This is a genomic window from Bradyrhizobium macuxiense (assembly GCF_001542415.1).
Taxonomy (GTDB): Bacteria; Pseudomonadota; Alphaproteobacteria; order Rhizobiales; family Xanthobacteraceae; genus Bradyrhizobium; species Bradyrhizobium macuxiense.
This window is the reverse complement of the sequence record NZ_LNCU01000013.1, coordinates 34,791-61,133: the sequence shown is the minus strand read 5'-3', so window position 1 is coordinate 61,133 and position 26,343 is coordinate 34,791. Positions and strand designations below refer to the sequence as shown.

Below are 26,343 nucleotides of genomic sequence, written 5' to 3'. Positions count from 1 at the left end.
GAGCCGCAGCTGGTCGAAGTCTGGCGTCCCGGCGGCCGCTCCGACGAGCAACGCCGTCAGCATCATCGGGGTCACGACCGCAACCGCGGCCGCCATCAGGGCCAGCAGGCCGAGGGTGGCGCGCAGCAGGCTGCCGAAGGCGGCGGTGGCGAGAAGCGCGAGCATCATCGCCGTCCGCGCCGGCACCAGGATTTCCGTGTACCGCGCCCCGGCGCGCCCGCGGAAGCGGCAGCGGCGCCTGCCGACGGCGCGCAGGCCCGCGACAACAGAGAGGACCGCGGCCAGCGCCGCGAGCGCTTCGACGGCAAGGGACGCGATCGCGACAACAATGAGCGGCGCCGCGACAACAAGTTCGGGGGCGGCGACCGCAACAAGGGCGACCGCGGCGATCGTGATCGCGGCGGCCGCGATTTCGGCCGTGACAAGGGCGGTCGCGACAAGCGCGAGAGCGGCCCGTCGCATCGGCCCTACGCGTCGAGCGCGCCGCGCGAGCGTGACCGGCCGATCGATCCGAACTCGCCATTCGCAAAGCTCGCCGCCTTGAAGGAACAGCTCGCGGGCAACCGTAAGGAATAATCCAACCCCCTTGGACAGACAGCGGCTCGACAAATGGCTGTGGCACGCGCGGGTGGTGAAGGCCCGCACCAGTGCGGCCGCGCTTGTCGAGTCCGGGCATGTCCGCATCAACGGCGTGCGCGAGAAATCGCCGGGACATGCGGTCAAGCTCGGTGATGTCGTCACGGTTGCGCTCGACAACAGCGTCCGCGTGCTGAAAGTCGCGGGCTTTGCCGAGCGGCGCGGCGACGCCACCTCCGCGCGCGTGCTCTATGATGATTTGCAAGCCGGCAGGGAATAGCTATCTAGAGGCTGCAATCCGGTTTTGCGCGGAACGCCTTTACGCTTTTGGGAGCCCGATTCCCTTGCGGCTGCGGTATTCCTGCGCTAGGCAACCCCAGAAAAAGTTGACCGTTTTCGGAGTTTTGGATGACCTACGTCGTCACTGAAGCCTGCATCAAGTGCAAATATACCGACTGCGTCGAGGTCTGCCCCGTCGATTGCTTCTACGAGGGCGAGAACATGCTGGTCATCCATCCTGACGAATGCATCGATTGCGGCGTGTGCGAGCCGGAATGCCCGGCGGACGCCATCAAGCCGGACACCGAGCCGGGCCTGGAGAAGTGGCTCGAGGTGAACCGCGACTACGCCAAGAGCTGGCCGAATATCACCCAGAAGAAGGATTCGCCCGAAGACGCCAAGGAGTGGGAAGGCAAAGAGGGCAAATTTGAGAAATATTTTTCTCCGAATCCGGGAACCGGCGACTGATTCGTTGATCCTACCCTGATACGGGCGGGCTTCGGCCCGTTCCGGCCCCTGAACGGCCTGCCGATTTAACCCTAATGACGGACATATGACCGCGAGGTCCCGCCCTATGTCCGGAATCGGGCGTAAATCATTGATTTTTGCGGAAAATGTGCTATATTGAGCACATTACAAGCCAAGAACCCGCTGCCATGCGTACCTTGTGGCTTCGAGGTTCCCGCAAACTCGAACAGGGGCGTGGCAGTTTCCGCGCGCAGGCTGTGTCACAGAAAACGCGTAAAAAGAGTGCTTCAAAGACGACAAAGAAAGCCGCTGTAGTTGCTCGCAGCGCACCCAAGGGCCGTGCCAAGGCGACCGCGAAGGATGCCAAGAAGGCTTCGGCCGCAAAGTCCTCAAAGAACAAAAGAAGCGTGATGCCAGAAAAGACTGCCAAGACTGTCGCGAAAGTGGCAGCTGCGAAGCCCGCTGCTGCGAAGGTCGCCCCCAAGTCTGCCGCGGCGCCCAAGCCGGCTGCCCCGAAGGCTGCCGTTCCCGCCGCCGCCCCGAAGGTTGCCGCGAAGCCGGCCGCTGCTCCGCGCGTCGAGGAGAAGAAGGTCGTGACCCAGCGTCAGGGCTTCAAGGCCAATGAATTCGTCGTCTATCCGGCTCACGGCGTCGGCCAGATCCTGGCCATCGAGGAGCAGGAGATCGCGGGCGCCAAGCTCGAGCTGTTCGTGATCAATTTCATGAAGGACAAGATGACGTTGCGCGTCCCGACGGCGAAGGTCGCCAATGTCGGCATGCGCAAACTGTCGGAGCCGTCGCTGGTCAAGAGGGCGCTGGAGACGCTGAAGGGCCGCGCCCGCGTCAAGCGCACCATGTGGTCGCGCCGCGCCCAGGAATACGAAGCGAAGATCAACTCGGGCGACATCGTCGCGATCGCCGAAGTGGTCCGCGATCTCTATCGTTCGGAATCGCAGCCCGAGCAGTCCTACTCCGAGCGCCAGCTGTATGAAGCGGCGCTCGACCGCCTGTCGCGCGAAATCGCCGTGGTGCAGCACTCCACCGAGACCGAAGCGGTCAAGGAGATCGAGAGCCAGCTCGCCAAGAGCCCGCGCCGCGGCGCCAAGGCCGAATCTGCCGAAGGTGAAGCCGAGGGCGATGCCGACGGTGACGATCTCGATACCGACGGCGACGACACCAGCGTGGCCGACGAAGCCGCGTAAGCAGCGCTGACAGATTTCAGACGGAAGGCCCGGTCGAAAGATCGGGCCTTTTGTTTTTGGAGGGTACATCGCGCTTCGCGGCATGCAGGCCTTGCACAAATCGCGCTTGGCGGAATGCTGCGACTCATAGCTCCTGATCCCTCGCCAACGACATGACATCGCTGGACCGGCGAGGGGCGCGGCATGCTTGCAGGACGATCGCTGGGGCGCGGATTCGATTGGTTGTGGGCGGCGTTCGCGATCAGCGCGGTCGGCACGTGGGTCGCATTCGATGCCTTCCCGCTGATCGCGATCCTCGTGCTGCATGTCGGGCCGGGAGCCGTTTCGGCGCTGGCCGCGGTCGGGCCGCTGGCCGGGGCCGCGATGGCGGTGCCGCTCGGTCCGTGGATCGAATTCCGGCGCAAGCAGCCGGTGATGATCGCGATGGATATTGTCCGCTTCGCCGCGATGCTGAGCGTCCCCGTCGCCTTCATGCTGGGGTGGCTCAGCTTCGCCCAGCTCCTCGTCGTGTCTGTGATCGTCGCAGCCGCGGATATCGCCTTCCGCGCGGCCAGCGGCGCCTGCCTGAAGGCGCTGGTGAAGCCGGAAGACCTGGTGATCGCCAACGGCCGGCTTGAAGCCACCATCTGGACGGCGACCGCGATCGGGCCGCCGCTCGGCGGCGCGGCGATCGGAGTGTTCGGTTCGGTGGTGACCGTGGTCGCCAATGCGATCAGCTATTTGTTGTCGGCGGCCGCGATCCGCGCGATCGCCGGGACGGAGCCGGTGCCCGCGCGCCGCGACGCACCGGCCTTTCGTGCGGCCGATCTGCTCGCGGGATGGCGCTACATCCTCGTCCATTCCGCGTTGCGTTCGTTCTTCTTCAACTCCGTGCTGGTCAACGGCCTGATCATGGCGACCGCGCCGCTGCTCGCGGTGCTGATGCTCGGCGACCTCGGCTTTGCGCCGTGGCAGTACGGGCTTGCACTGGGCGCGCCGTGCATCGGCGGCCTGATCGGTGCGCGGCTCGCGCCCACTTTGGTCGCACGGTTCGGACAGCACGCCGTTCTGCTCATCGCCGGCACCCTGCGGGTGTGCTGGTCGGTCTGCCTCGCCTTCATGCCGAAAGGTGCGGCCGGCATCGTCCTCGTGTTCCTGCTCCAGTTCGGGCTCGTCACCTGCATTGGCGTCTTCACCCCCGTTCTGGCGGCGTATCGCCTCGGGCAGATCGAGATGGACCGAACCGCGCGTATCCTGACGGCGTGGTCGATCACCAGCAGCGCATCCATCGCGCTGCTGACTGCGTTCTGGGGTGTGCTGGCCGCCCTTGCCGGGGCCCGCGCCGCGATCGCGATCAGCGGTCTGCTCCTGCTGCTCACGCCGCTGCTGCTGCCATGGCGCGCTTTTGCCGCGATCAATGCGCGCCAAGCTCACGGGCCAATGCAAACCCCGCAACTTGCGGCCGACGCTTGACGTCGCGAGCCCTGTCGCGACGCCAAAAGCGCGCCTCCGCTTCAGTACGAACGCTGCTTGATGCCCCAGCGGCCGTCCTCTGATGTCACGATCCAGAGGTTGCGGTGGCGGCTCGCGATCGATCCGTCGGCGCGATCGCGGGTATACTCAACTAGCAGATGGACCTTGCGCGGACTGACCAGCACGGGATCCTTGCGCTGATAGCTGGTCTTCGCCCATCCGGTGTCGCGCGACAGTTCATCGAAGAATGACGCCGGCAGCTTGCCCGGCCCGTCCCAGATCACGAGCTGCTCGCCCGACAGGATGACGTGCGGGAAGTGCAGCAACGCATCCATGCCGGCAAGGTCGCGGGCATTGAAGCGATCCGTAAAGCGTTCGACGCAGCCGATGGCCTCCGCGATCATCGTCGCGTCGTCGGCATCGTCGGAGCGGGGCTGGAAGAGGCGGTCGGCGTCGGTCATACCGGAGCTACTTCACCCGCTGCTTCTCGAGCTTGCGCGCTAGGGTGCGGCGGTGCATGCCGAGCCGCCGGGCGGCCTCGGAGATGTTGAAATCGGTCTCGATCAATGTCTGGTGGATGCGCTCCCATTCCAGCGTCTTGATCGAGGTCGGGCGCGCGCCGACTTCGATGGCGGCATTGCCGGCCGCTTTCTGGAATGCGGCCTCGATGTCGTCGGTGTTGGACGGTTTTGCCAGATAGTGGCAGGCGCCGAGCTTGATCGCTTCGACCGCGGTGGCAATGCTGGCGAATCCCGTCAGCACGACGATCAGCATCTCCGGGTCATGCGCATGCAGCGCTTCCACGCAGGCAAGACCGGAGGCGCCGCCGGCGAGCTTCAGGTCGACCACGGCATAGCCGGGCGATTGCTGTTCAAGCAGATGGCGGACCTCGTCGAGCGAGGCGGCGACAACGACGCCGTAGTCCCGGCGCTCGAACGAACGCTTCAGCGTGCGAGCAAAGCCTGCGTCGTCTTCGACGATCAGAAGCTGGCGTTCATCCGTCAAGTTCGTCTCCGATCACGAGTGTCGAGAGCGGAAGTTCGAGCCTGACCGCAGCACCGATATCCGGCCGGTTGCGCGCCGTCACCACGCCGCCAAGCTTGCGCACGACATTGACGACCAGGAACAGGCCGAGGCCGCTGCCGGGTCTGCCCTTGGTCGATTGATAGGGCTTTCCGATATTCGGCAGCACCTCGCGCGCGAAGCCCGGTCCACGATCGGTCACCGACAGCACCAGCCTCTCGTCCCTCCGCTCCGCCATCAGCTCGATCCAGTCGCGCGAGACCTCGGCGGCATTGTCGAGCACGTTGAAGATCGCCTGCTTGAGCGCGATGTCGGACACGATCGGCAGGTCGGCGCCGAACGCGTTGCGGAAATACAGAGTGGCCGAGGGCCGTGTCGTCCGCCATTCGTCCACCAATGCGGTCAGGAAGGCCGCAACTGTCGTCGGCGACGAGCCTTCGCCGCGCGCTTCGCCGGCGGACAGCAGGATGCCCGTCACGATCGTCTTGCAGCGCTGGAGCGAGGTCTCCATCTCGCCGAGGTCCTGCGACAGTTCGGGATCGGAGGTGAATGCCGGCATGCGGCGCCAGTCGTTCAGGATGACCGAAAGCGACGACAGCGGTGTGCCGAGCTCGTGCGCGGCTCCGGATGCCAGGAGGCCCATCCGCACGATATGATCCTGCTCGGCGGCGTCCTGGCGCAACGCGGCCAGGCGCGCGTCGCGGTCGCGCAGATTGCGGTTGATCCGGGTCACGAACACCACGAGCAGCACCGCCTCGAGCACGAGGCCGATGAAGGTGCCGGCGATGTAGCGGCTGAATGCGTCGCCATATCCTTCCTGCGGCAGCGCCAGCGGCTCGTAATAGCTGGTGAGCCAGGCGTAACTCATGCAGATCAGCGCCACCAGCGACCAGGTCGACGCCGCGTCGAGCAGCACCGCGCCGAGCGTCACTTGCAGCAGATAGAGCGACGTGAAGGGATTGGTGGCGCCGCCGCTGAGATAGAGCAGGGTTGTCAGCGCCGCCACATCGAGCGTCAGCGCGATCAGAAGTTCGCGGTTGTTGATATCGGCACGGTAGCGCACCCAGAGCAGGCAGACGAGATTGAGCGCCACCAGGCCGCAGATCACGGCGGCCATCGGCAGCAGCGGCAGCGCGATGCCCATCCAGAACTGCACGAAGCCGATGGTGACGATCTGGCCGATCACCGCCGTCCAGCGCAGCTGGATCAGCAGCGCCATGTTCTTGCGGTTGGTCGCGGCGTCGGTCGGTGTGGGCGCGGTGAGGTCGATCGGCAGGCCGGTCGGTGCGCTGCCGGCATGCGGCGTCACGGCGGTCCCTTCCGCCATTTCGTCGTCATGCAGATCCGATGTGCGCTCGAGCATCTGGGCCTGGGTTGCGAGACAGGTTGCGTGCTGTGCCGATCAGGCGGCGCACGGCGGCCCGTCGTGGATCGGAGCCGGCGGTGCGACCCCTGCCGCGCACGGCGCGCAGGAGTGCGGCCGCCAGCATAAAGGCCAGCGTGAACCATGTCAGCGCGTAAATCAGATGGCTGTTGTGAAACCGCACGACGGTGAGCCCGCCGACCGGGTAGCCGCCGGGATTGGCGGTGGCGTCGGCGTCGACGAAGAAGGGCGCGACCTGCGACAATCCGTGCGTGGCCGCGATCGCCGCGACGTCGCGCGAGTACCAGCGGCCGGCGGCGGGGTCATTGCTGCGCAGGAAGCCGCCCTTCGGTTCCGACATCCGCAGCAGGCCGGTGACGGTCGCCATCCCCCGCGGATCGCCCTCGCGCCGTGTCGCCGGATCGCGTCTATCGGCCGGGACGAAGCCGCGGTTGACCAGCACCGTGGTTCCGTCGGCGGTTCGCAGCGGCGTCAGCACCCAGAAGCCCGGGCCGTCGTCGGTCACAGCCCGCACCAGGGTCTCGTCCGCGTTCAGGAACGTGCCGGTCACGGTGACGCGACGGTATTCGTCGCCGGCGGCGGTCACCGCCGGCCAGGATGACGGGGCCGGTAGTCCGGCGGGAGCGGCGTGAATGCGCTGCTCGACACGCTCGATCAGTGCCAGCTTCCAGGTCCTGCGCTCGATCTGCCAGACGCCGAGCGCGGTCAGCAGCGCCACGCCCAGCATGCCGAGCGTGAGGAGCCACAGGGAGGGCCTGGAAGACCGTATTGTCACGGCATCTGGCTCATGTCGTGCACGGGCATCATGTTGACGTTGAGGTGATGCATGACCCACAGCGAGCCGGTCAGCGCGATCACCACCATGATGACCGTGAAGATCAGCGCCATCATGGTCCAGCCGTTCTCGGACCGGGTGTTCATGTGCAGGAAGTAGACCATGTGCACGACGATCTGCACGGCGGCGAGCACCAGCACGATCAGCGCGGTGACCTGCTTATCGGCAATCGTACCCGTCATCACCAGCCAGAACGGCACCGCCGTGAGGACGACGGAGAGGCCGAAGCCGATCAGGTAGCTTGAGAGCGTGCCGTGGGAGGCCGCATCATGCGCATGGTGGCCGTGATCGCCCGTGGAGGGCAAAGCGTGAGAGTCTGAGGTCATCGCAGCATTCCCAGGAGATAGACGAAGGTGAAGACGCCGATCCAGACCACGTCCAGGAAGTGCCAGAACATGGACAGGCACATCAGGCGGCGCCGGTTGGCTTCGATCAGGCCGAAACGCGCGACCTGCACCATCAGCGTCGTCAACCAGACCAGGCCGAAGGTGACGTGCAGACCGTGGGTGCCGACCAGCGTGAAGAAGGACGACAGGAAGGCGCTGCGCTGCGGCGTCGCGCCCTCATGGATCATGTGCGCGAACTCGGTGAGCTCGATGCCGAGGAACGCAAGGCCGAACAGGCCGGTGATCACGAGCCAGGCCTGCGTCGCGCCGACCTTCGATTTCTCCATCGTCAGCATGGCGAAGCCATAGGTGATCGAGGAGAGCAGCAGCATCGTCGTGTTCAGCGCGACGAGCTTGAGGTCGAACAGGTCCTTCGGCGCGGGGCCGGCGGCGTAGTTGCCGCCGAGCACGCCGAAGGTCGCAAACAGGATCGCGAAGATGAGGCAGTCGCTCATCAGGTAGATCCAGAAGCCCAGCATGGTGCTGGCGCCTTCCGGATGGGCGTGCTCGTCGATGACGTGAAAGACCGGCTCGGAGCTTTGCGTCGAGACAGTTGCAAGGGTCATGATTGGGCTCCCGCGGCGATCAGGCGCGTTCGGGCGTCCTCGACCTGGCTGACTTCAGCGGCCGGGACGTCGAAGTCGCGGTGGTAGTTGAAGGTGTGGCCGATCGCGACCGCGAGCAGTCCGACGAAGCACACGGCGGCAAGCCACCAGATGTACCAGATCAAGCCAAAACCCATCGCGGTGGCGAGGCCGGCGAGGATGATGCCGGTGCCCGTGTTGGAGGGCATGTGGATCGGCTTGAACCCGGACAGCGGACGCTTGTAGCCGCGGCGCTTCATGTCCCACCAGGCGTCATTGTCGTAGACGACGGGCGTGAACGCGAAGTTGTAGTTCGGCGGCGGCGACGAGGTCGCCCATTCCAGCGTCCGGCCGTTCCAGGGATCGCCGGTGACGTCGCGGAGCTGCTCGCGCTTCATGATGCTGACCGCGAACTGTACCAGCATCGAGATGATGCCGAGGAAGATCAGGAACGCGCCGATGGCGGCGAGGATGAACCAGATCTGCAGGCTCGGATCGTCGAACACGCGCAGGCGCCGGGTGACGCCCATCAGGCCGAGAACATAGAGCGGCATGAAGGCGAGGTAGAAACCGGAAACCCAGAACCAGAACGACAGCTTGCCCCAGAACGGATCGAGCTTGAAGCCGAACGCCTTCGGGAACCAGTAGTTGATGCCGGCGAACAGGCCGAACAGCACGCCGCCGATGATCACGTTGTGGAAGTGCGCGACCAGGAACAGGCTGTTGTGCAGCACGAAGTCGGCGGGCGGCACCGCGAGCAGCACGCCGGTCATGCCGCCGACCACGAAGGTCAGCATGAACGCGATCGTCCACATCATCGGCAGCTCGAAACGGATGCGGCCGCGATACATCGTGAACAGCCAGTTGAACATCTTCGCGCCCGTCGGGATCGAGATGATCATCGTCGTGATGCCGAAGAAGGAGTTCACGCTGGCGCCGGAGCCCATCGTGAAGAAATGATGCAGCCAGACCAGGTAGGACAGGATGGTGATGACGACGGTGGCGTAGACCATCGAGGTGTAGCCGAACAGCCGCTTGCCCGAAAACGTGGCAGTGACCTCCGAGAAGATGCCGAACGCCGGCAGCACCAGGATGTAGACCTCGGGATGGCCCCAGATCCAGATCAGGTTCACGTACATCATCGGGCTGCCGCCGAAGTCGTTCGTGAAGAAGTTGGTGCCGACATAGCGGTCGAGCGACAGCAGCACCAGCACCGCGGTCAGCACCGGGAAGGAGGCGACGATCAGGACGTTGGTGCAGAGCGAGGTCCAGGTGAAGACGGGCATCTTCATCATCGTCATGCCCGGGGCGCGCAGCTTGACGATGGTGCAGATCAGGTTGATGCCGGATAGCGTCGTGCCGACGCCCGCGACCTGCAGGCCCCATATGTAATAGTCGACGCCGACGTCAGGACTGTAGCCGATGTTGGACAGCGGCGGATAGGCGAGCCAGCCGGTGCGGGCGAACTCGCCGATGAACAGCGAGGCCATCACCAGCACCGCGCCGCCGACCGTCATCCAGAAGCTGAAATTGTTCAGGAACGGGAACGAGACGTCGCGGGCACCGATCTGCAGCGGCATCACGTAGTTCATCAGGCCCGTCACCAGCGGCATCGCGACGAAGAAGATCATGATCACGCCGTGCGCGGTGAAGATCTGGTCGTAGTGGTGCGAGGTGAGGTAGCCTTCCGAGCCGTTGAAGGCGATCGCCTGTTGCAGGCGCATCATGATGGCGTCGGCGAAGCCGCGCAGCAGCATCACGATGCCGAGGATCATGTACATGATGCCGATGCGCTTGTGGTCGACGGTGGTGAACCATTCGCGCCACAGATAACTCCACAGCCGGAAATAAGTGACGGCGGCGAACAGCGCGAGGCCGCCGGTGGCGACCACGGCGAAGGTGCCGACCACGATCGGTTCGTGCAGTGGCAGCGATTCCAGAGTCAGGCGGCCGAAGATCGTCTTGATGATTTCAGGATTGTTGAACATGCGGCCCTCTTAGGACTCTGATTTCGGGCGCTGGCCTGACAGCAGCGACGTCGATGACGGATGGGCAGGAGAGAATGGCGGGCGCTTCAGCCCGACGCCGCGCAGCGGTGTCATGTCCAATGGAGCGAAGACGTCGCGCGACGGCGCGTCCTTGATCTCGTCCATCGAGCAGATGCCGGCGACGAAGGTCGGCGAATTGCCGAGCGGCGCGCCGCGCCTCGCGTATTTGTCGTAAGTGAGCGGCAGCGTGTTGTTGAGACCCTCGCGGCCGAGGCCGCCCTTGGCGTCGATCGCCATCATCTCGCTCACGCACATCTTGCCGGTCTCGACGCACATGTTGACGATCGCCTTGTAGAGGTCGCGATCCACCGAGCCGTAGAGACGAACAGGATCATTCTCGCTCGGGCGTTCGAGTTGCAGATAGTCGGAGCGGCCGAGCATGCTGGTGCTGGCCTTGGCGCCCGCGATCCACTTGTCGAAGTTGGCGGCGGACAGGCTCTTGAACGCGAAGTGCATGCCGGAGAAGCCGGCGCCGCTGTAGTTGGCGGAGAAGCCCTTGAAGGTGCCTTGCTGGTTGGCGACCGCGTGGAGCTTCGTCTCCATCCCCGGCATGGCGTAGATCTGGCCGGCGAGCGCCGGGATGTAGAAGGAGTTCATCACGGAGGAGGCCGTGATGCGGAAGCGGATCGGGCGATCGACCGGAGCGGCGAGCTCGTTGACGGCGGCGACGCCGTAATCGGGATAGATGAACAGCCACTTCCAATCGAGCGCGACGACCTCGACATTGAGCGGTGCGTCCTTGCTCTCGATCGCCTTGCCGGCGTCGATGCGGCCGAGCGTGCGATAGGGATCGAGCAGATGGGTACCCATCCAGGTCAGCGCACCCAGGCAGACGATGATGAGGAGCGGCGCCGACCAGATCACGAGCTCGAGCTGGGTGGAGTGATCCCACTCCGGCTCGTAAGGTACTGCGGTGTTGGACTGGCGGTAGCGCCAGGCAAAGAATACCGTCAGCGCCATCACGGGCAGGACGATCAGCAGCATCAGGACGGTCGAGATGACGACCAGGTCGCGCTGCTGGGCGGCGACGTCGCCGGCAGGCGACAGGACGACGAAATCGCACCCGCCAAGCAGCGCCGCAAACGGCAATAAGGCCAATAGTTTCAAGGCGCGCACAGCTTACCCCGCTGGAATTTTATGAGTTCCGCCAAGGGGTAGCTGCGATGCAACAAAACGGACATTGGACAATTTGTCCAATGTTGCACTGCGAGATGGGGCGCGAAACAGTCGGATGGACCATGGGCAAAGTCTGCCCGCGGCCTCACTCCAAGGACGGTTCACGGCGCGATGGCACAGGCCCCAGCAATGGCTCACGGCAACCCGGCGACCTCAGGTCACGGGCATGCGAAACCCGGCGAAATCGCCATCGGCGTCATCATCGGACGCACGTCGGAATTCTTCGACTTCTTCGTCTACGCGATCGCGTCGGTGATCGTGTTTCCGAAGCTGGTGTTTCCGTTCGTCAACGAGCTGACCGGCACCCTCTATTCCTTCGGGTTGTTTGCGCTGGCTTTCGCCGCGCGTCCGCTCGGCACCATCATCTTCATGGCGGTCGACCGCCGCCACGGCAAGGGCGCCAAGCTCGTCATCGCGCTGTTCCTGCTCGGCACCGCCACGGTGGCGATCGCGTTTCTGCCTGGCTACAGCGAGATCGGCGTGGCCGCGATCTGGCTGCTCGCCGCCGCGCGGGCGGCGCAGGGCATCGCCTGGGGCGGCGCCTGGGACGGCATGCCGTCGCTGCTCGCGATGAATTCGCCGGCCCGGCATCGCGGCTGGTACGCGATGGTGCCGCAGCTCGGCGCACCGCTCGGGTTGATCGTGGCGAGCGCGCTGTTCGCCTTCTTTGCCGGCAACCTGTCGGCGGACGATTTCTTCGATTGGGGTTGGCGCTACCCGTTCTTCGTCGCCTTCGCCATCAACGTCGTGGCGCTGTTCGCGCGGCTGCGCATGGTGGCGACGGATGAATATTCCGACCTGTTCGAAAGCCGCGACCTGCAGCCCTCGCGCGTGGGCGAGACGATCGCGCAGGAGGGACGTCACATCCTGCTCGGCGCGTTCGCGCCGCTGGCGAGCTTCGCGCTGTTCCACATGGTGACCGTGTTCCCGCTGTCCTGGGTGTTCCTGTTCACCAAGGAAAGCCCGGTGCGCTTCCTGTTCATCGAGATGGTCGGCGCCATGGTCGGCGTCGCCGCGATCATTGCCTCGGGCATGATCGCCGACCGTGTCGGTCGCAAGCCGCTGCTGATCGGCTCGGCGATTGCGATCGCGGTGTATAGCGGCTTCGCCCCGCAGCTGCTCGACGCCGGTCCGCTCGGCGAGACGGTCTACATGGTGCTCGGATTCGTGCTGCTCGGCCTCTCCTTCGGCCAATCCTCGGGCGCGATCGCCTCGAGCTTCGCGCGGACCTATCGCTACACGGCGTCCGCGCTGACCTCGGATTTCGCCTGGCTGTTCGGCGCCGGCTTCGCGCCATTGGCGGCGCTGTTGCTGGCAACGCATTTCGGCCTGATCTCAGCCGGTGCGTATCTGCTCTCGGGCGCGGTCTGGACGCTGCTCGCGCTGTGGCTGAGCGGTCTGCGTGAGGCCGACGGCTAGCGGAACAACCCGTCGACGCGGAACGGCCGGCCTGCGCGCGCCGGCGCGGTTCAATCCACCACGATCTTGACGCGGTCGCGCGGCTTCACCTGCGCATGGGCATCGAGGCCGTTGAGCACGCGGAAGCGCTCGGTCGGATGATCGACGCCGGCCATGCGGTGCGACAGCGATTCCACGGTGTCGCCGGGCTGCACGTTGATGACCTTGATGCGCAGCGGGCGCGCGGCCTGGATCTCCTCGAGCGTCAGGCGGCGGAACGAGTTGACGGTCTCGCGCGCGTTGCGCTCGCTCTCGGTGGTCTTCTGCTTGGCGGCGAAGATGAAGCGGTAGACGTCGCTGCCGAAGCGCAGCGCGTAGACCTTGAACTGCCACTGGTCGCCATGCGCGGTCGCCGATGCCGCCGGGAAGCCGTTGATGTTGAGGTCCTCGGTCGACGACTTCTCGACGCCTTCCATCCAGCCTGAATTGAGATAGTCGCCGAGCGATTGCTCGGCCGGCACCCGCACGACGTCGAAGCGCATCGCCTGGCTGCCGCCCTCGCGCACGCCGATTACGGCCTGCGCCGTATTGTCGAGCGTGAAGCTGTCGGGCGCCGTAAAGGTGAAGCCGAGCTTGGGATGCAGGAAGCGGCGGCCGCGGACGAAGCCTTCGCTCGGGTCTTCGCCGTAGACGATGTTGTCGATCGCGGCGAGATAGGTCTCGCGATCGCGCTCATTGCTCTCGGGCGAGGTGTATTGCCGGGCGATCGTCTGCGCATTGGCGATGCGCTCCGGCGTTGCCGGATGCGACGACAGGAAGTCCTGCGCGCGCGGATCGAGCGCGGTCCTGCCGATCTTGAGCGCGGCGTTGCGCTCCATCGCGGTCAGGAAGCGCGACGCGCCGTAGGGATCGAAATGCGCGCGGGCCGCGATGCCGACACCGATGCCGTCGGCCTCGAATTCCTGCTGCCGCGAGAAGCTTGCCATCGTCAGCTTGGTCTTGGCCAGCGCCAGCGCGGTGAGATCGGGATCGGTGCTCATGTCGGTGACGACGCGCGTCACCACCGCCGCCTGCCGCGCCTGGTCTTCGCGGATCGAGGCGTGCTTCGCCAGCACATGCGCCATTTCATGGCTGAGCACGGAGGAGAGCTCGGAGGTGTCGCTGGCGAGCGCGATCAATCCGCGCGTGACATAAAGCTGGCCGGTCGGCAGTGCGAAGGCGTTCACCGCGCCGGAATTGAGGATGGTGACCTTGTAGGCCTGGTCGGGTCGCTCGGAGGCCGCGACCAGCCGGTCGACGATCTTGCTGATCAGCGCCTCGAGCTTCGGGTCGTCGTAGGCGCCGCCATAGGAGGACAGGATGCGCTCGTGCTCGCGCTCGCTCGCGGGCGTCTGCTGCACCACGCGGTTTGGCTTCACCACCGGGGCGGCGGCCGTAGCCGTGGGCGTGACCTGCTCAAGTCGGCCGATATTGCCGCAGGCCGCGAGCGTCAACGCGGCGCAGACGAGCGCGGGCGCAGCCGAAAGGCGGCGGCCAGTCAGTCCCTCACGCCGTCCTGCACGCTCAATCACGTCTACAACTCACAATTGTCGAGTAAACGGCTGGGATACGGTCCATGCGGACACATCCCCTAGTTTCCGCGGAGCACTTCAATCTGCCCCACCCTGAGCAATTCGATTCGTGGCCCACGTCGCGCTTCCACCCAGCCTCGGACGCGAATCCTACGATTTTCGAGGGACTTGGGCGCGAGCCCGGCCGCCTCAAACGCAGGGACTATGCGCCTTGAAATAGTCGCCGCAAAGTCCCGAGTCCAGTTCCGACCGAAATTCAGGTAGGTCGTTGCGCCGGCCTGACGCACGGACAAAACCCTGCCCTCGACCACGGTAAAGCGCCCGATAGCGGTCAAAATATCGCCCGGACTTTCGGCGTTTTTTATGACGCTGGACCCGGCCCAGGTTCCTGATCGGGCCTGCCGGGCCTCGGCCTCGGCGGCCATCAGCGCGGCAGCGCAGCTCCGGTCGGGGATCTCAGGTGAAACCAGAGCCAGGCCTTGCCGCAGCAACTCGCTCTGGACGGGTGTTTCGCTACCCGCAAGGAAGGCATAGGCGGGCTGACGGCCATAGCGGTCCGGCATATCGTCGCCGCCGCGCAAGGTCACGTCGCGGCCGATCAGCAGCGCCGACAAGGCTGCGCGGGCTTTCGCGCCGTCCGCCACCTCGATGCCGGAAAGCTTGACCTCGCGTCCGTCATCCAGGCGGAAGCTCCGCGCATCGACGACCGCCGCGACCCGGCCTTCGCCTTGCGCCTCGAAATTGCATTCCACGGCCCGGCCTGCGCCGCAGGCGAACAGTGTCGCGCATGCGAGGAGCACGGTGCCGGTCAGCGCCGACGGAATCTGCATCGACAACATCTACATGGAATCTGCATGGGCTGATCTTCGCACATCTCGACCATTCCGTTCAGCGGAAAACGCGTGGCGGCTCCACGGCTTGCCGCTGTGAATGGCATGCGGCATGATCCCGCGCGTGAAACGGACCCGCCGCAATGGAATGCGGCGCGGCCTTCAAGGGAGGCATTTGATGAGACGAGTTTTGGCCGGTGCTTTGGCCTGCGTGTTTGCGATTTCGGCGACCGTGGCGCAGGCGCAGGACAAGCCCCCGCTGAAGCTCGGCGGCATCCTCGATATGTCGAGCCTCTATGCCGATATCACCGGCTCCGGCAGCGAAACCGCGGCAAAGATGGCGGTGGAGGATTTCGGCGGCGAGGTGCTCGGCCGCAAGATCGAGGTCGTGGTCGCCGATCATCTCAACAAGGCCGACCTCGCCGCCAATATCGCGCGCGACATGTTCGACAACCAGCACGTCGAGATGATCTTCGACGTCGCGGCATCTGCCACCGCGCTGGCCGCGGCCGAGATCGCCAAGGCCCGCGGCAAGATCATCATCTTCAACGGTCCCGGCTCGATCCGTCTCAGCAACGAGGCCTGCGGCCCCTACACCGTGCACTATGTGTTCGACACCTTCGCGCAGGCCAACGTCACCGGGCTTGCCGCGGTGAAATCCGGCCTCGACACTTGGTTCTTCCTGACCGCTGACTACGCCTTCGGCCAGGATCTGGAAAAGGACACTAGTGCCGTCGTGGTGAAGTCGGGCGGCAAGGTGCTCGGCAGCGTACGGCACCCGATCAACACCTCGGATTTTTCGTCCTTCCTGCTGCAGGCGCAGGCCTCGAAGGCCAAGGTGATCGGCCTCGCCAATGCCGGCGGCGACACCATCAACGCGATCAAGCAGGCGGCTGAGTTCGGCATCACCAAGGGCGGCCAGAGACTGTCGCCGCTGCTCGCCTTCGTGACCGACATCGACAGCGTCGGGCTGGAGACCGCGCAGGGCCTCTTGCTCGCGGAAGCCTTCTACTGGGATATGAACGACGAGACCCGCGCCTTCACGAAGCGTTTCATGGAGCGCACCAAGCGGGTGCCGACCTCGGCGCAGGCCGGCGTCTATTCCTCCGTGCTGCATTATTTGCAGGCGGTGAAGGCCGCGGGCACCACGGATTCGGCTGCCGTCATGAAGCTGATGAAGGACACGCCGATCAACGACATGTTCGCCAAGAACGGCAAGATCCGCGAGGACGGCCGCATGGTGCACGACATGTATCTGTTCGAGGTCAAGAAGCCGTCGGAATCCAAGGGCCGCTGGGACGACTACAAGCTGCTCGCGACCGTGCCGGGCGACCAGGCGTTCCAGCCGCTGGCAGACTCGCGCTGCCCGCTGGTGAAGAAATAGCTTGCGGTCATTGCGAGCGAAGCGAAGCAATCCATCGGGCCGCGTAACCAAAACATGGATTGCTTCGTCGCTTCAGCGCAAAATTGTTCTGCAATTTTGTCGCGAGCTCCTCGCAATGACGACGGAAAGATCACGCTAACAACAACGAAAGGCAAAACGCCATGAGCGATAATCAGATGGTCCTCCAATCCCTCGACCAGGGCCTGCTCACGATCACGATGAACCGTCCCGACCGGCGCAACGCGCTCAATCCCGACATGACGCGCGGGCTGGTCGACGCCGCCCGTCGCGCGCAGGACGATCCCGAGGTGCGCGCGGTGCTGATCAAGGGCGCCGGCGGAACGTTCTGCGTCGGCGGCGACGTCAAGTCGATGGCGGAAGGCCGGGCGCCGCTGTCGTTCGAGAACAAGATGGCGAACCTCCGCCGCGGCATGGAGGTCTCGCGCATCCTGCACCAGATGCCGAAGCCGGTGGTGGCGCAACTCGATGGCGCCGCGGCTGGCGCCGGACTGTCGATCGCGCTGTCCTGCGATCTGCGCGTCGCCAGCGCCTCGTGCAAGATCACGACCGCCTTTGCCAAGGTCGGCTTCTCCGGTGATTACGGCGGCACCTATTTCCTCACCAAGATGCTCGGCAGCGCCAAGGCGCGCGAGCTCTATCTGATGTCGCCGGTGCTGTCGGCGCAGGAGGCCTTTGGCCTCGGCATGGTGAGCAAGGTGGTACCCGATGCGGAAATCGAGGCGGCGACGCTCGAGCTGGCGCGGTCGCTGGCGCAGGGACCGTCGATCGCGCTCGGTTACATCAAGCGCAACATCAACAATGCCGAGACGATGACGCTCGAAGCCTGCTTCGACGGCGAGGCGATCCACCACTCGCGCGCCGGCGAAACCGCCGACCACAAGGAGGCGGCCAAGGCCTTCGTCGAGAAGCGCAAGCCAACCTTCCAGGGGCAGTAGGCGATGGCCGACTACATGCGGCTGCGGCAGATCTGCCTGGTGGCGCCGCAGCTCGAACCCGTGATTTCGGACATCTCCGCGGTCATGGGCCTCGATGTCTGCTACCGCGACGGTAATGTCGCCAAATACGGCCTGGAAAACGCGCTGCTGCCGGTCGACACCATCCTTCTGGAGGTGGTCGCGCCGTTCCAGCCCGGGCCGGGCACGGCGGCCGGCCGCTTCATCGAGAAGACCGGCGGCCGCGGCGGCTACATGGCGATCTTCTGCTGCGAGGATCCCGACGCGCGCGGTGCGAAGGCCAATGCGATGGGCGTGCGCACCGCGAACGTGATCACCCACGCGCCCTATCACGGCGTGCAACTGCACCCGCGCGACTGCCGCGCTGCCTTCATCGAGTTCAATCACACCGAGGGCAGCGACGACATTCTCGGTCCGTATCCGCCCGCCGGTCCGGACTGGCAGAAGTCGATCCGCAAGGACACGACCCTGGCGCTGACCGAGGTCGAGATGCGGAGCCCTGACCCGCAGGCGTTGGCCGAACACTGGGGCAGGATCATCGGCATCCCAGCTGCTGAGACCACGGTGAAGCTGCCGAACAGCAGTTTCCGCTTCGTCAAAGGCGACAGCGAGATCATGAGCGCGCTGACGTTCAAGGTCGCGAACAAGGCGAAGGTGCTGGAGGCAGCGAAGGCCAAGGGCTGCGCGGTGTCGGGCGATGAATTCTCCCTCTGTGGCGTGACGTTCCGCCTGACGGCCTGACATCCGTAGCCGGATGGGGCGAAGCGAAATCCGGGACCGCACTCTCCGTGGATGATCGGCCCCCGGATTGCGCTACGCGCTTACTGTCATTGCGAGGAGCGACGCGACGAAGCAATCCATTGCTCCGCATGCCGTGAGATGGATTGCTTCGCTTCGCTCGCAATGACGTGGATGGATTTGGTGGTCAGACCTCTCCGACCCGGTATCCCGCGCAAAGGCGAGGGTGGGATGGCGGGGAGTGGTGGTTGAGCCGGCAGCGGCGATTCAATATCGTCGAGGCCAACAGCAACAATCGGAACGCCCGCCATGCCGCATCCGCTCGATTCATTCTTCGCGCCCGCAAGCATCGCGCTGATCGGCGCCTCGCGCGATCATGAGAAGATCCCCGGGCGGCTGCTCGGGATGCTGCGCAAGAACGGCTATCCGGGGAGCCTCTATCCGATCAATCCGAACTACGACGAGATCGACGGACTGACATGCTTCAAGTCGGTCGCCGACGTTGGTGCGCCGATCGATCTTGCCGTCATTGTCATCCCGGCGCGCGCGGTGCTGGCGGCGCTGGAGCAGTGCGCGGCGGTGGGTGTCAAGAACGCCGTCATCATCTCGTCCGGCTTTGCCGAGGAGGGCGGCGACAGCGCGGCGATGCAGGATGCGATCGTGGCGCTGGCGCGGAAGACCGGCATGCGAATCTCCGGGCCGAATGCGGAAGGCTTTTACAGCCAGGTCCAGAAGGTCGCCGCGACCTTCAGCCCGACCGTCGACGTCAAGCCGGATGCGCCGGTGATGGTCGCAAGCAAGCGGCGGATCGGCATTGTCGCGCAGAGCGGCGGCATCGGCTTTGCGATCTATCATCGCGCCAAGGCGCTCGGCGTAGCCCTCAGCTACATCGTCAGCGCCGGCAATGAGAGCGATCTCGGGGCGGGCGAGTTCCTCGACTACATGGTGCAGGATGCGTCGACCGACGTGATCCTGCTGTTCATCGAAGGCATCCGCGACGTCGACAAGTTCATGGCCGCTGCGAAGCGGGCGGCCGAGTTGAAGAAGCCCGTGATCGTGACCAAGGTCGGCCGCTCCGGCGCCGGCGAGCGCGCGGCCGCCTCGCACACCGCGAGCATGGCGGGATGGTCGGCGGCCTATGATGCGGTGTTCGCCAAATACGGCTTCATCGTCTCCAACGATCTCGACGAAGCCGTGACGATCGCTGCGGTGCTGACCACCAATCCGCTGCCGAAAGGCGATCGCGTCGCGGTGCTGACCGTGTCCGGCGGCGCCGGCATCTGGGGCGCCGACACCGTGTCGATGCAGGGCCTGCGCGTGCCCGAGCTTTCGGCTGATGTGCAGGGCCAGATCAAGCAGTGGATGCCGTCTTATGGCGCGGCAGGCAATCCCGTGGACGTGACGGCGCAGGGCGTCTCCAGTGGCGGCCTGCAGAAGAGCATCGAGTTGTTCGATACCTCAGATGAAGTCGACGCGACGCTGGTCGTGCTGTCGCTGTCGAGCGAGGTGCGGATGCCGTTCAAGGAGGCGGAGCTGAAGCCGGTGATCGCGGCGCGGCGCAAGCCGGTGGTGTTCTATTCGTACACGCTGCCGTCGCAATTCGCGCGGCAGGAGCTGGCTAAATCCGGTGCGGTAGTGTTGTCGGGGCTGACGCATGTCGGTGTCGCGATGCGGCGCTTGGCCGACTACGCGAAATTCAGGTTGGCGCCCGAGGTAGAAAGCGCGGCGTCGCCGGCGCACGATCTTTCGGCACATCTGAGGTCGAAGACGCTGTCGGAATTCGACAGCAAGTCGCTGCTGCGCGCGGCCGGCATCGCGCTGCCGGGCGAGGTGCTGGTGATTGAGCGCGATGGGCTCGACGCCGCGATCGAGCAGGTCGGCTTCCCGCTTGTGATGAAAATCCAGTCGCCCGATATCCCGCACAAGAGCGAGGTCGGCGGTGTCCGTGTCAACATCGCTGCCAAGGGCGCGGCATTCACGGCCTATCGCGACATGTTGGAGACCGTGCAGAAGCACCGGCCGCAGGCCGCGATCCAGGGCGTGCTGGTCGGGCCGATGGCGAAGAAGGGCGTCGAGATCATCGTCGGCACGATGGTCGATGCGACGTTCGGGCCGATGGTGATGGTCGGTCTCGGCGGCATCACCACCGAGCTGTTCAAGGATGTGACCTATCGTCCGGCGCCGGTAAGTGCGGCGGAGGCGATGACGATGCTGGAGGCGCTGAAGGCTGTGCCTTTGTTGCAGGGATTCCGTGGCGTCCCGAAGGCAGATGTTGCGGCGCTCTCGCGATTGATCTCGGAGATTTCGGTGCTGGCAGCCCAGCACGCAGGCGAGATAGCGGAGATCGAGGTCAATCCGGTGCTGGTGCATCCGGAAGGACAGGGCGTCACCATCGTCGATGCGCTGGTGGTGCCGAGGGGTTAGTAAGCTATCTCCCCAGCGTCGTCCCGGCGAAAGCCGGACCCATAACCACTGAACTGAGTTATGAGAGAAGCCGACGCCGCTTGTGCCCTTTCCGCGGGCCGCGACGTATGGGTCCCTGCCTTCGCAGGGACGACCCGTGGCGAGAATTGCGCGCGAGGCTACCGCCCCTTGAAGTTCGCGACGCGACGTTCGGCGGTCGCCTTGACGCCTTCCTTGAAGTCCTCGGTCGAGCGCAGCTTGTTCTGCTCGACCAGCTCGTGGTTGGTTGCGGCAAGCACACGGTCGGCGAGGCCGGCGCGCATCGTGGCGCGGGTCGAGACCAGGCCGAGCGGCGAGCATTCGGCGATCTCCTGCGCGAGCTTCATCGCGGCAGCGCGCACCTGGTCCTGCGGCACCAGCACATTGGCAAGGCCCCAGCGATAGGCCTCTTCGCCGGTCACGCGGCGGCTGGTGTAGAACATCAGCTCGGCGTTGTTCTTGCCGATCAGCTCCGGCAGCGTGGTGGTGAGGCCGAAGCCCGGATGGAAGCCGAGCTTGGTGAAGTTCGCGGCGAAGCGCGTTTCCGGGCAGGCGACGCGGAAGTCGGCCGAGACGGCAAGCCCGAGGCCGCCGCCGATCGCGGCGCCTTGCACGGCCGCGACGATCGGCTTCTTGTTGCGGAAGATGCGCACCGCCTGAACATAGAGATGGTTGATCGGCAGGTTCGACGCCGGATCGGTCTTGGCGCGCTCCTCCTGCTCCTGGCGAGCCGGATCGCCGAAATTGGCGCCGGCGCAGAACGCCTTGCCCTGCGCGGCGAGCACCGAGGCGCGGATCTCGATGTTGTTGTCGAACTCCTCCAGTGCGTCGGCGATCTGGTTGATCAGCGACACGTCGAAGAAGTTCAGCGGGGGCTTGCGGATTTCGATCAGGCCGACATGGCCGTGGGTCTCGACGCCGATATCAGTGTACTTGGTCATCTCTTGTCTCCGTAAGGCTTCAATCTCTCGGCGCAAAAGGTGCCACCTCTCCCAAGGGGAGAGGTCGATTTGCGCCAGCAAATCGGGTGAGGGGGCGCGCTTTCTCAAGGGACCGTAATCCCTCACCCGGCGCTGCGCGCCGACCTCTCCCTCCGGGAGAGGTGAAGGGCGCGCGCGGTAGGATCATCGGCTCCATCGTGCTAGCGCAGGCCAAGGCCGCGGGCGATGATGCCGCGCAGCACCTCGGTGGTGCCGCCCTGGATCGTCAGCTTGGGCGCGGTCTTGATGGCGAAGTCGAGCTGCTTTTCCAGCGTCTCGCGGTTGGTGGCGGTTTCCTCGACGAAGGCGGCGAGATCGCGGACACGATGCGGCAGCTGCTGCTCCCACACCGTGCCGATGTCCTTGACGATCGAGGCTTCCACCACCGGCTCTTTGCCGGCCTGCAGCATGCCTGCGACCGACACCGACATGCGGCGCATGGTGTGGACCTGCGCCACCAGGCGGCCGATGCCTTCGGCGCTGCGGGTGTCCGGGTTCTTGCCCACGGCACGCACTAGCTCGGTCAGCACATAGTAGGTCTCGAGGAAGCGCTCGGGACCGCTGCGCTCATAGGCGAGCTCGGATGTGGCCTGCTTCCAGGCGCCGTCGATCTCGCCCAGCACGTGATCGTCAGGCACGAAGTAATCGGTGAACACCACTTCGTTGAACTCGAACTGCCCGGTGATCTGGCCGATCGGGTTCACCTGGATGCCCGGCTGCTTCATCTTGACCAGGAACTGGGTCAGGCCGTGGCGGCGATTTTCCTTGGTCGGCGGTGACGTGCGGAAGATCGCGATCATGTAGTCGGCGATATGCGCCGACGAGGTCCAGATCTTGGTGCCGTTGATGAGATAGCCGCCGTCGGTCTTGGTCGCGCGCGTCTTCGCAGCGAACAGGTCGGAGCCCGAGTTCGGCTCGCTCATGCCGATCGCGAAGCAGACCTCGCCGCGGCAGATCCGCGGCAGGATGTCCATCTTGATGTGCTCGGGCGCGTATTTCAGCAGCACCGGGCCGCTCTGGCGATCGGCGACGAAGAACCGCCGGGTCGGCGCGTTCGCCACCCGCATCTCCTCGGTCACCACATAGCGTTCGAGGAACGAGCGCTCCTGGCCGCCATATTTCTTCGGCCAGGTCATGCCGAGCCAGCCCTTGGCGCCGACGCGGCGCGAGAATTCCGGCGCGTCGTTGTCCTCGCGGTTGGGCGAATGGGGGTCGAAGGTGCCGGCGGCGATTTCCTCGGCCAGGAAAGCGCGCACTTCCTTGCGGAGCTGCTCGCACTTTTCCGGCAGGCGGATCGGATCGAAACGAAGGGCTGCAGTCATGATGTCTCTGTCCTGATCTCAGCGCGAAGCCACCAGCGGCCACAATTCATCGGCACCGCGGTTGGCGACGAGCTTGCCGAGCTCGACCGCCCAATGGCTTTCCGAGCCGAAATCGTCGCGCCAGGCGAGTGCGCGCAGCGAGTAGCGGTGCAGGATGTGCTCGATGGTGAAGCCGATCGCGCCGTGCACCTGATGCGCGATGCCGCCGCCTTTCTCGGCCGCTTCCGAGCAGCGGATCTTTGCCGATGCCGCTTCAAGGAACACGGCGTCGTTGTCGAGCGACGTCGCGCTGACGATGGTGTCGGCCGCCGAGGTCGCTGCGGCGAGTGCCGCGGCGGACTCGCCGGCGAGGCGGGCGAGGTTGTGCTGCACGGCCTGGAATCTCGAGATCTTCTTCTCGAAGGCGACACGCTCGTTGGAATAGCGCACGGAGATGTCCAGCATGGCTTCCAGAGCACCCGCGATCTGCAGGCTCCGCACCACGCCGCCCATCAGCATCAGCGCGGTCTGGTCAAAGTTCTTTGGCGCAGGCTTGATGGTGATCGGCGGCACCTTGTCGAGCGTGACGGTATCGCTGTGATCGCCGCCGAGCCCGGTGCCGGATTCGGTCCGGCATTTCGCGGCATCGACCAGCGCGATCGAGTTACTGCCATTGCCACTCGCCAGCACCGCGAAGTGCTTCGCGTCCTTCGCGAACGGCACGCCGCGGGCGCGGCCGGAGAGGCTGCCGTCGGAATTGAGGGTAATGCGGTCCTTCGGGCCTGCCGGCACCACCGTCATCTCGCCTTCGGGAGACGCGATCCTGGCCTGCGTCAGCAGCCAGCCGGCGAGCATTGTTTCAGCCAGCGGAACTGCGATCGCGTGCCGCCCGGCGACGTTGAGGACGCTGAAACCTTCGGCGAGGCTGGCGCCGGAACCACCGAGATCGTCAGGCACCCAGGAGAGCGGCAGGCCGGCTTCGGTCAGCGCCTGCCACAACGGCGCCTTCCATGCGCCCTGCTTGTCGTGATTGATGGTTTGGGCATCGGCGAGATCGGCGAAAATCTTTTCCGCGGTCTCGGCGACGATGTTCTCACTCTCCGCCACAGCGTTCCTCTTGTTGATTGGCGCGGACCGGCCACTCAGTGGGGCCCTGCTTGCGGTGTTGTCTTGCGCTCAATGATGCGGAAAAGCCATAGCCGTGACAAGCGTTGCCCGCAGGGCCGCTTGCGGCTGCGGCATGCTGTCCGCCATGCGATGAATTAATTCCGCACTGCGGATTTCGCAGATTTTCCGGGACTGCCTCGCACGATATGGTATGCCACCGCCGGAATTCATTTGGCAGAGAACAACGAAGGGGAAATGCAGATGTCGAAGGAAGGTTTGTGCGCGATCGTGACGGGATCTGCATCGGGACTCGGCGCGGCCACCGCGCAAATTCTCGCCACCGAAGGCTCACGTATCATCATCAACTACTCCAACAGCAAGGCGGAGGCGGAAGCGACCGCGGAAGCGTGCCGCAAGCAGGGCGCCGACGTCCTCGTGGTGCAGGGCGATGTTTCGCGTGACGAAGATTGCAAGAAGATCGCCGCGGCCGCACAGGGCTGGGGCCGGCTCGACGTGCTCGTCAACAATGCGGGCACCACCAAGCATGTGCCGCATCATGACCTCGATGGACTGACCGCGGAGGATTTCCAGCGCATCTATGCCGTCAACACCATCGGCCCGTTCCAGATGGTGCGTGCCGCGCGTGCCTTGCTTGAGGCCGGTGCGAAGGCTTCCGGCCGGCCGTCGGCGGTGGTGAACGTCTCCTCGGTTGCCGGCATTTCCGGCGGTGGTTCGTCGGTCGCCTATGCCGCGAGCAAGGGCGCGCTCAACACCATGACGCAGTCGCTGGCGCGCGCGCTGGCACCCTTGATCCGCGTCAACACGGTTTGTCCGGGGTATATCGATACGCCGTGGTTCACCAAGGGCCGCGGCGAGGCGGGCGCGAAGCAGGTGCGCGATGCCGTGGTGGCGCGGGTGCCGTTGAAGGTCGCGTCAACGGCGGAGGATATCGCCAACCTCGTCTGCTTCCTGGCGAGTCCGGCGTCGAGCAACATGACCGGCGAGTTCGTCCGCATGGACGCCGGCATGCATTTGATTCAGTGAGGTGGCGCTGCGGCGGCTCCTCCGTCATTGCGAGGCGCGAAGCGACGAAGCAATCCATTTCCTCCAAGCGGTGAGATGGATTGCTTCGCTACGCTCGCAATGACGCTGGGGGAAATGACAGCCTACGCCGTCACCTGTTTCCCTGATCCGGAATCACGCGGGCGGCGACCAGCCGGTTCCAGATGAACAGCACCACCACCGCGCCGATCGTGGCGGTGATGAAGCCTGCACCCTGCTCGGGGCCGTAATGGCCGATCGCCTGGCCGACAAAGGTGGCCAGGAACGCGCCGGCGATACCGAGCACGGTGGTGAGAATGAACCCGCTCGGGTTGTTCGGCCCGGGCGACAGGAATCGCGCAATGATGCCGGCGACGAAGCCGACGATGATCACCCAGATGATGCCGCTCATGTCTGTCGTCCTCTGCTGCTAATCACGCATCGGGATTTCGCCGTCACAGCCGGCCGTGCAGCTCGTCGCCGCTCGGCAGCCGTCCGTCCGGCGTGAGGTGATTGATCGCGTCGGGCAGATACCGGCTCAGGCCCTGCAGCAGATCATCGCGCGACATGCCGCTCTGCGAGGCCAGCGAGTCGATCTGGTCGGCGCCGAGCGCATTGGCGAGATCGCCGGGAGAGATCTGTTTGTTGGGGCCGTTGCTGACCCAGGAGTTGGCCGTGTCGCCATGGCCCTTCTGCTGCAGCTGGTTGAGCAGATCGCCGAGGCCGCCGCTAAGCACGCTGCCGGCCGCGCCGCCCGCGAGCAGGCCGCCCAGCCCGCCCTTGAGGATGTCAGGAAGACCGCCGCCCGAAGCACCGCCGGGGAGGCCCGCGGTCACGTTGCCGGGGAGCGGCGGAGCCTGCGTCGGTGTCGGTGCGGGGGCCGCCGTGCCGGGCTGGCTGCCGGTGAAATGCTTGACTGCCTTCCAGGCCAGCAGGGCCAGGATGGCCATCGTCATCGGCGACATTCCGCCGCCGCTGGAGCTGTCGGATTGTGTGGTCGGCGCGCTCGGACCGCGGGGCCCGTTCTGCATGCCGTTGAGTACGTCGAGTAAACCCATGATCGTCTCCTGCCGCAACCGTGCCCCGCGGAGGAAACATAACGGCCGCCCATGACGGTTACAAGGCGCGGCTTCGGGGCCGACAGCGGGGCTCAATAGGCAGCCA

At 65.2% G+C, this 26,343-nt stretch carries 25 protein-coding genes and 1 pseudogene; 11 read left to right on the top strand and 15 right to left on the bottom strand.

What is annotated here, in order from left to right; translation table 11 throughout:
• From AS156_RS03040 to AS156_RS03020, 5 genes and pseudogenes are all read left to right on the top strand, one after another.
• A pseudogene (locus AS156_RS03040) lies at window positions 1–576 on the top strand (helicase-related protein); the annotation flags it as partial.
• Window positions 577–586: 10 nt separating this feature from the next.
• Complete coding sequence (locus tag AS156_RS03035) at window positions 587–856, top strand: RNA-binding S4 domain-containing protein (RefSeq protein WP_066499800.1); 270 nt, start codon at window positions 587–589, stop codon at window positions 854–856.
• A 128-nt stretch (window positions 857–984) separates the two neighbouring features.
• Complete coding sequence (gene fdxA, locus AS156_RS03030) at window positions 985–1,323, top strand: ferredoxin FdxA (RefSeq protein WP_066499798.1); 339 nt, start codon at window positions 985–987, stop codon at window positions 1,321–1,323.
• A gap of 410 nt (window positions 1,324–1,733) precedes the next feature.
• A complete protein-coding gene (locus AS156_RS03025) occupies window positions 1,734–2,525 on the top strand; it encodes a CarD family transcriptional regulator (protein WP_082747290.1) in 792 nt (263 codons plus the stop codon).
• A gap of 183 nt (window positions 2,526–2,708) precedes the next feature.
• The gene (locus tag AS156_RS03020; protein WP_066499797.1) at window positions 2,709–3,977 is read left to right on the top strand and encodes an MFS transporter; all 1,269 of its coding nucleotides are present in this window, start codon (window positions 2,709–2,711) and stop codon (window positions 3,975–3,977) included.
• Between the two features lie 41 nt (window positions 3,978–4,018).
• Here AS156_RS03020 and AS156_RS03015 read toward each other — a convergent pair whose 3' ends face one another.
• Genes AS156_RS03015 through cyoA form a run of 8 tightly spaced genes read right to left on the bottom strand, consistent with a single transcriptional unit; the run spans window position 4,019 to window position 11,353 of the window.
• Window positions 4,019–4,438: a hypothetical protein gene (locus tag AS156_RS03015; RefSeq protein WP_066499796.1), complete on the bottom strand. Its 420-nt coding sequence runs from the start codon at window positions 4,436–4,438 to the stop codon at window positions 4,019–4,021.
• A gap of 7 nt (window positions 4,439–4,445) precedes the next feature.
• Window positions 4,446–4,982, bottom strand: coding sequence for a response regulator transcription factor (locus AS156_RS03010; protein ID WP_066499793.1), 537 nt, complete (start codon window positions 4,980–4,982; stop codon window positions 4,446–4,448).
• Entirely contained in the window at window positions 4,972–6,327 is a 1,356-nt protein-coding gene (locus tag AS156_RS03005; RefSeq protein WP_245312525.1) for an ATP-binding protein, read from the bottom strand. Before AS156_RS03005 ends, AS156_RS03010 begins: the two co-directional genes overlap by 11 nt.
• 7 nt (window positions 6,328–6,334) lie before the next feature.
• Entirely contained in the window at window positions 6,335–7,111 is a 777-nt protein-coding gene (locus AS156_RS03000; protein ID WP_066499790.1) for an SURF1 family protein, read from the bottom strand.
• A gap of 44 nt (window positions 7,112–7,155) precedes the next feature.
• Entirely contained in the window at window positions 7,156–7,545 is a 390-nt protein-coding gene (gene cyoD, locus AS156_RS02995) for a cytochrome o ubiquinol oxidase subunit IV (protein WP_066499788.1), read from the bottom strand.
• A complete protein-coding gene (cyoC, locus tag AS156_RS02990; protein ID WP_066499786.1) occupies window positions 7,542–8,171 on the bottom strand; it encodes a cytochrome o ubiquinol oxidase subunit III in 630 nt (209 codons plus the stop codon). Before cyoC ends, cyoD begins: the two co-directional genes overlap by 4 nt.
• Window positions 8,168–10,177: a cytochrome o ubiquinol oxidase subunit I gene (gene cyoB, locus AS156_RS02985; protein ID WP_066499784.1), complete on the bottom strand. Its 2,010-nt coding sequence runs from the start codon at window positions 10,175–10,177 to the stop codon at window positions 8,168–8,170. Before cyoB ends, cyoC begins: the two co-directional genes overlap by 4 nt.
• A 9-nt stretch (window positions 10,178–10,186) precedes the next feature.
• On the bottom strand, window positions 10,187–11,353 hold the full coding sequence (cyoA, locus tag AS156_RS02980) for a ubiquinol oxidase subunit II (protein WP_066499782.1): 1,167 nt from the start codon (window positions 11,351–11,353) through the stop codon (window positions 10,187–10,189).
• A gap of 189 nt (window positions 11,354–11,542) precedes the next feature.
• Between cyoA and AS156_RS02975 the strand changes: the two genes are divergently transcribed.
• Complete coding sequence (locus AS156_RS02975) at window positions 11,543–12,832, top strand: MFS transporter (RefSeq protein ID WP_066499780.1); 1,290 nt, start codon at window positions 11,543–11,545, stop codon at window positions 12,830–12,832.
• 50 nt (window positions 12,833–12,882) lie between these two features.
• On the opposite strand, the gene AS156_RS02970 is transcribed toward AS156_RS02975, so the two are convergent.
• Complete coding sequence (locus AS156_RS02970; protein ID WP_066499778.1) at window positions 12,883–14,382, bottom strand: M48 family metalloprotease; 1,500 nt, start codon at window positions 14,380–14,382, stop codon at window positions 12,883–12,885.
• A 59-nt stretch (window positions 14,383–14,441) separates the two neighbouring features.
• Complete coding sequence (locus AS156_RS02965; protein ID WP_136625977.1) at window positions 14,442–15,212, bottom strand: thermonuclease family protein; 771 nt, start codon at window positions 15,210–15,212, stop codon at window positions 14,442–14,444.
• A 178-nt stretch (window positions 15,213–15,390) separates the two neighbouring features.
• Between AS156_RS02965 and AS156_RS02960 the strand changes: the two genes are divergently transcribed.
• From AS156_RS02960 to AS156_RS02945, 4 genes are all read left to right on the top strand, one after another.
• The gene (locus AS156_RS02960; RefSeq protein ID WP_066499771.1) at window positions 15,391–16,596 is read left to right on the top strand and encodes an ABC transporter substrate-binding protein; all 1,206 of its coding nucleotides are present in this window, start codon (window positions 15,391–15,393) and stop codon (window positions 16,594–16,596) included.
• 161 nt (window positions 16,597–16,757) lie between these two features.
• A complete protein-coding gene (locus tag AS156_RS02955) occupies window positions 16,758–17,552 on the top strand; it encodes an enoyl-CoA hydratase (RefSeq protein WP_066499768.1) in 795 nt (264 codons plus the stop codon).
• Between the two features lie 3 nt (window positions 17,553–17,555).
• On the top strand, window positions 17,556–18,311 hold the full coding sequence (locus AS156_RS02950; RefSeq protein WP_066499765.1) for a VOC family protein: 756 nt from the start codon (window positions 17,556–17,558) through the stop codon (window positions 18,309–18,311).
• Between the two features lie 306 nt (window positions 18,312–18,617).
• The gene (locus tag AS156_RS02945) at window positions 18,618–20,732 is read left to right on the top strand and encodes an acetate--CoA ligase family protein (RefSeq protein ID WP_066499760.1); all 2,115 of its coding nucleotides are present in this window, start codon (window positions 18,618–18,620) and stop codon (window positions 20,730–20,732) included.
• Window positions 20,733–20,890: 158 nt separating this feature from the next.
• Here AS156_RS02945 and AS156_RS02940 read toward each other — a convergent pair whose 3' ends face one another.
• From AS156_RS02940 to AS156_RS02930, 3 genes are all read right to left on the bottom strand, one after another.
• Window positions 20,891–21,691, bottom strand: coding sequence for an enoyl-CoA hydratase/isomerase family protein (locus AS156_RS02940; RefSeq protein ID WP_066499757.1), 801 nt, complete (start codon window positions 21,689–21,691; stop codon window positions 20,891–20,893).
• 200 nt (window positions 21,692–21,891) lie between these two features.
• Window positions 21,892–23,052, bottom strand: coding sequence for an acyl-CoA dehydrogenase family protein (locus tag AS156_RS02935; RefSeq protein ID WP_066499755.1), 1,161 nt, complete (start codon window positions 23,050–23,052; stop codon window positions 21,892–21,894).
• 18 nt (window positions 23,053–23,070) lie between these two features.
• Window positions 23,071–24,138, bottom strand: coding sequence for an acyl-CoA dehydrogenase family protein (locus tag AS156_RS02930; RefSeq protein WP_066499752.1), 1,068 nt, complete (start codon window positions 24,136–24,138; stop codon window positions 23,071–23,073).
• Window positions 24,139–24,399: 261 nt separating this feature from the next.
• Between AS156_RS02930 and AS156_RS02925 the strand changes: the two genes are divergently transcribed.
• Window positions 24,400–25,182 carry an SDR family NAD(P)-dependent oxidoreductase gene (locus tag AS156_RS02925; RefSeq protein ID WP_066499831.1) on the top strand — a complete coding sequence of 261 codons (783 nt, stop codon included), beginning with the start codon at window positions 24,400–24,402 and terminating at the stop codon, window positions 25,180–25,182.
• Between the two features lie 130 nt (window positions 25,183–25,312).
• On the opposite strand, the gene AS156_RS02920 is transcribed toward AS156_RS02925, so the two are convergent.
• Both AS156_RS02920 and AS156_RS02915 read right to left on the bottom strand, forming a co-directional pair.
• The gene (locus AS156_RS02920; protein WP_066499744.1) at window positions 25,313–25,591 is read right to left on the bottom strand and encodes a GlsB/YeaQ/YmgE family stress response membrane protein; all 279 of its coding nucleotides are present in this window, start codon (window positions 25,589–25,591) and stop codon (window positions 25,313–25,315) included.
• Window positions 25,592–25,634: 43 nt separating this feature from the next.
• On the bottom strand, window positions 25,635–26,237 hold the full coding sequence (locus AS156_RS02915) for a YidB family protein (RefSeq protein ID WP_066499829.1): 603 nt from the start codon (window positions 26,235–26,237) through the stop codon (window positions 25,635–25,637).
• Window positions 26,238–26,343 lie beyond the last annotated feature (106 nt).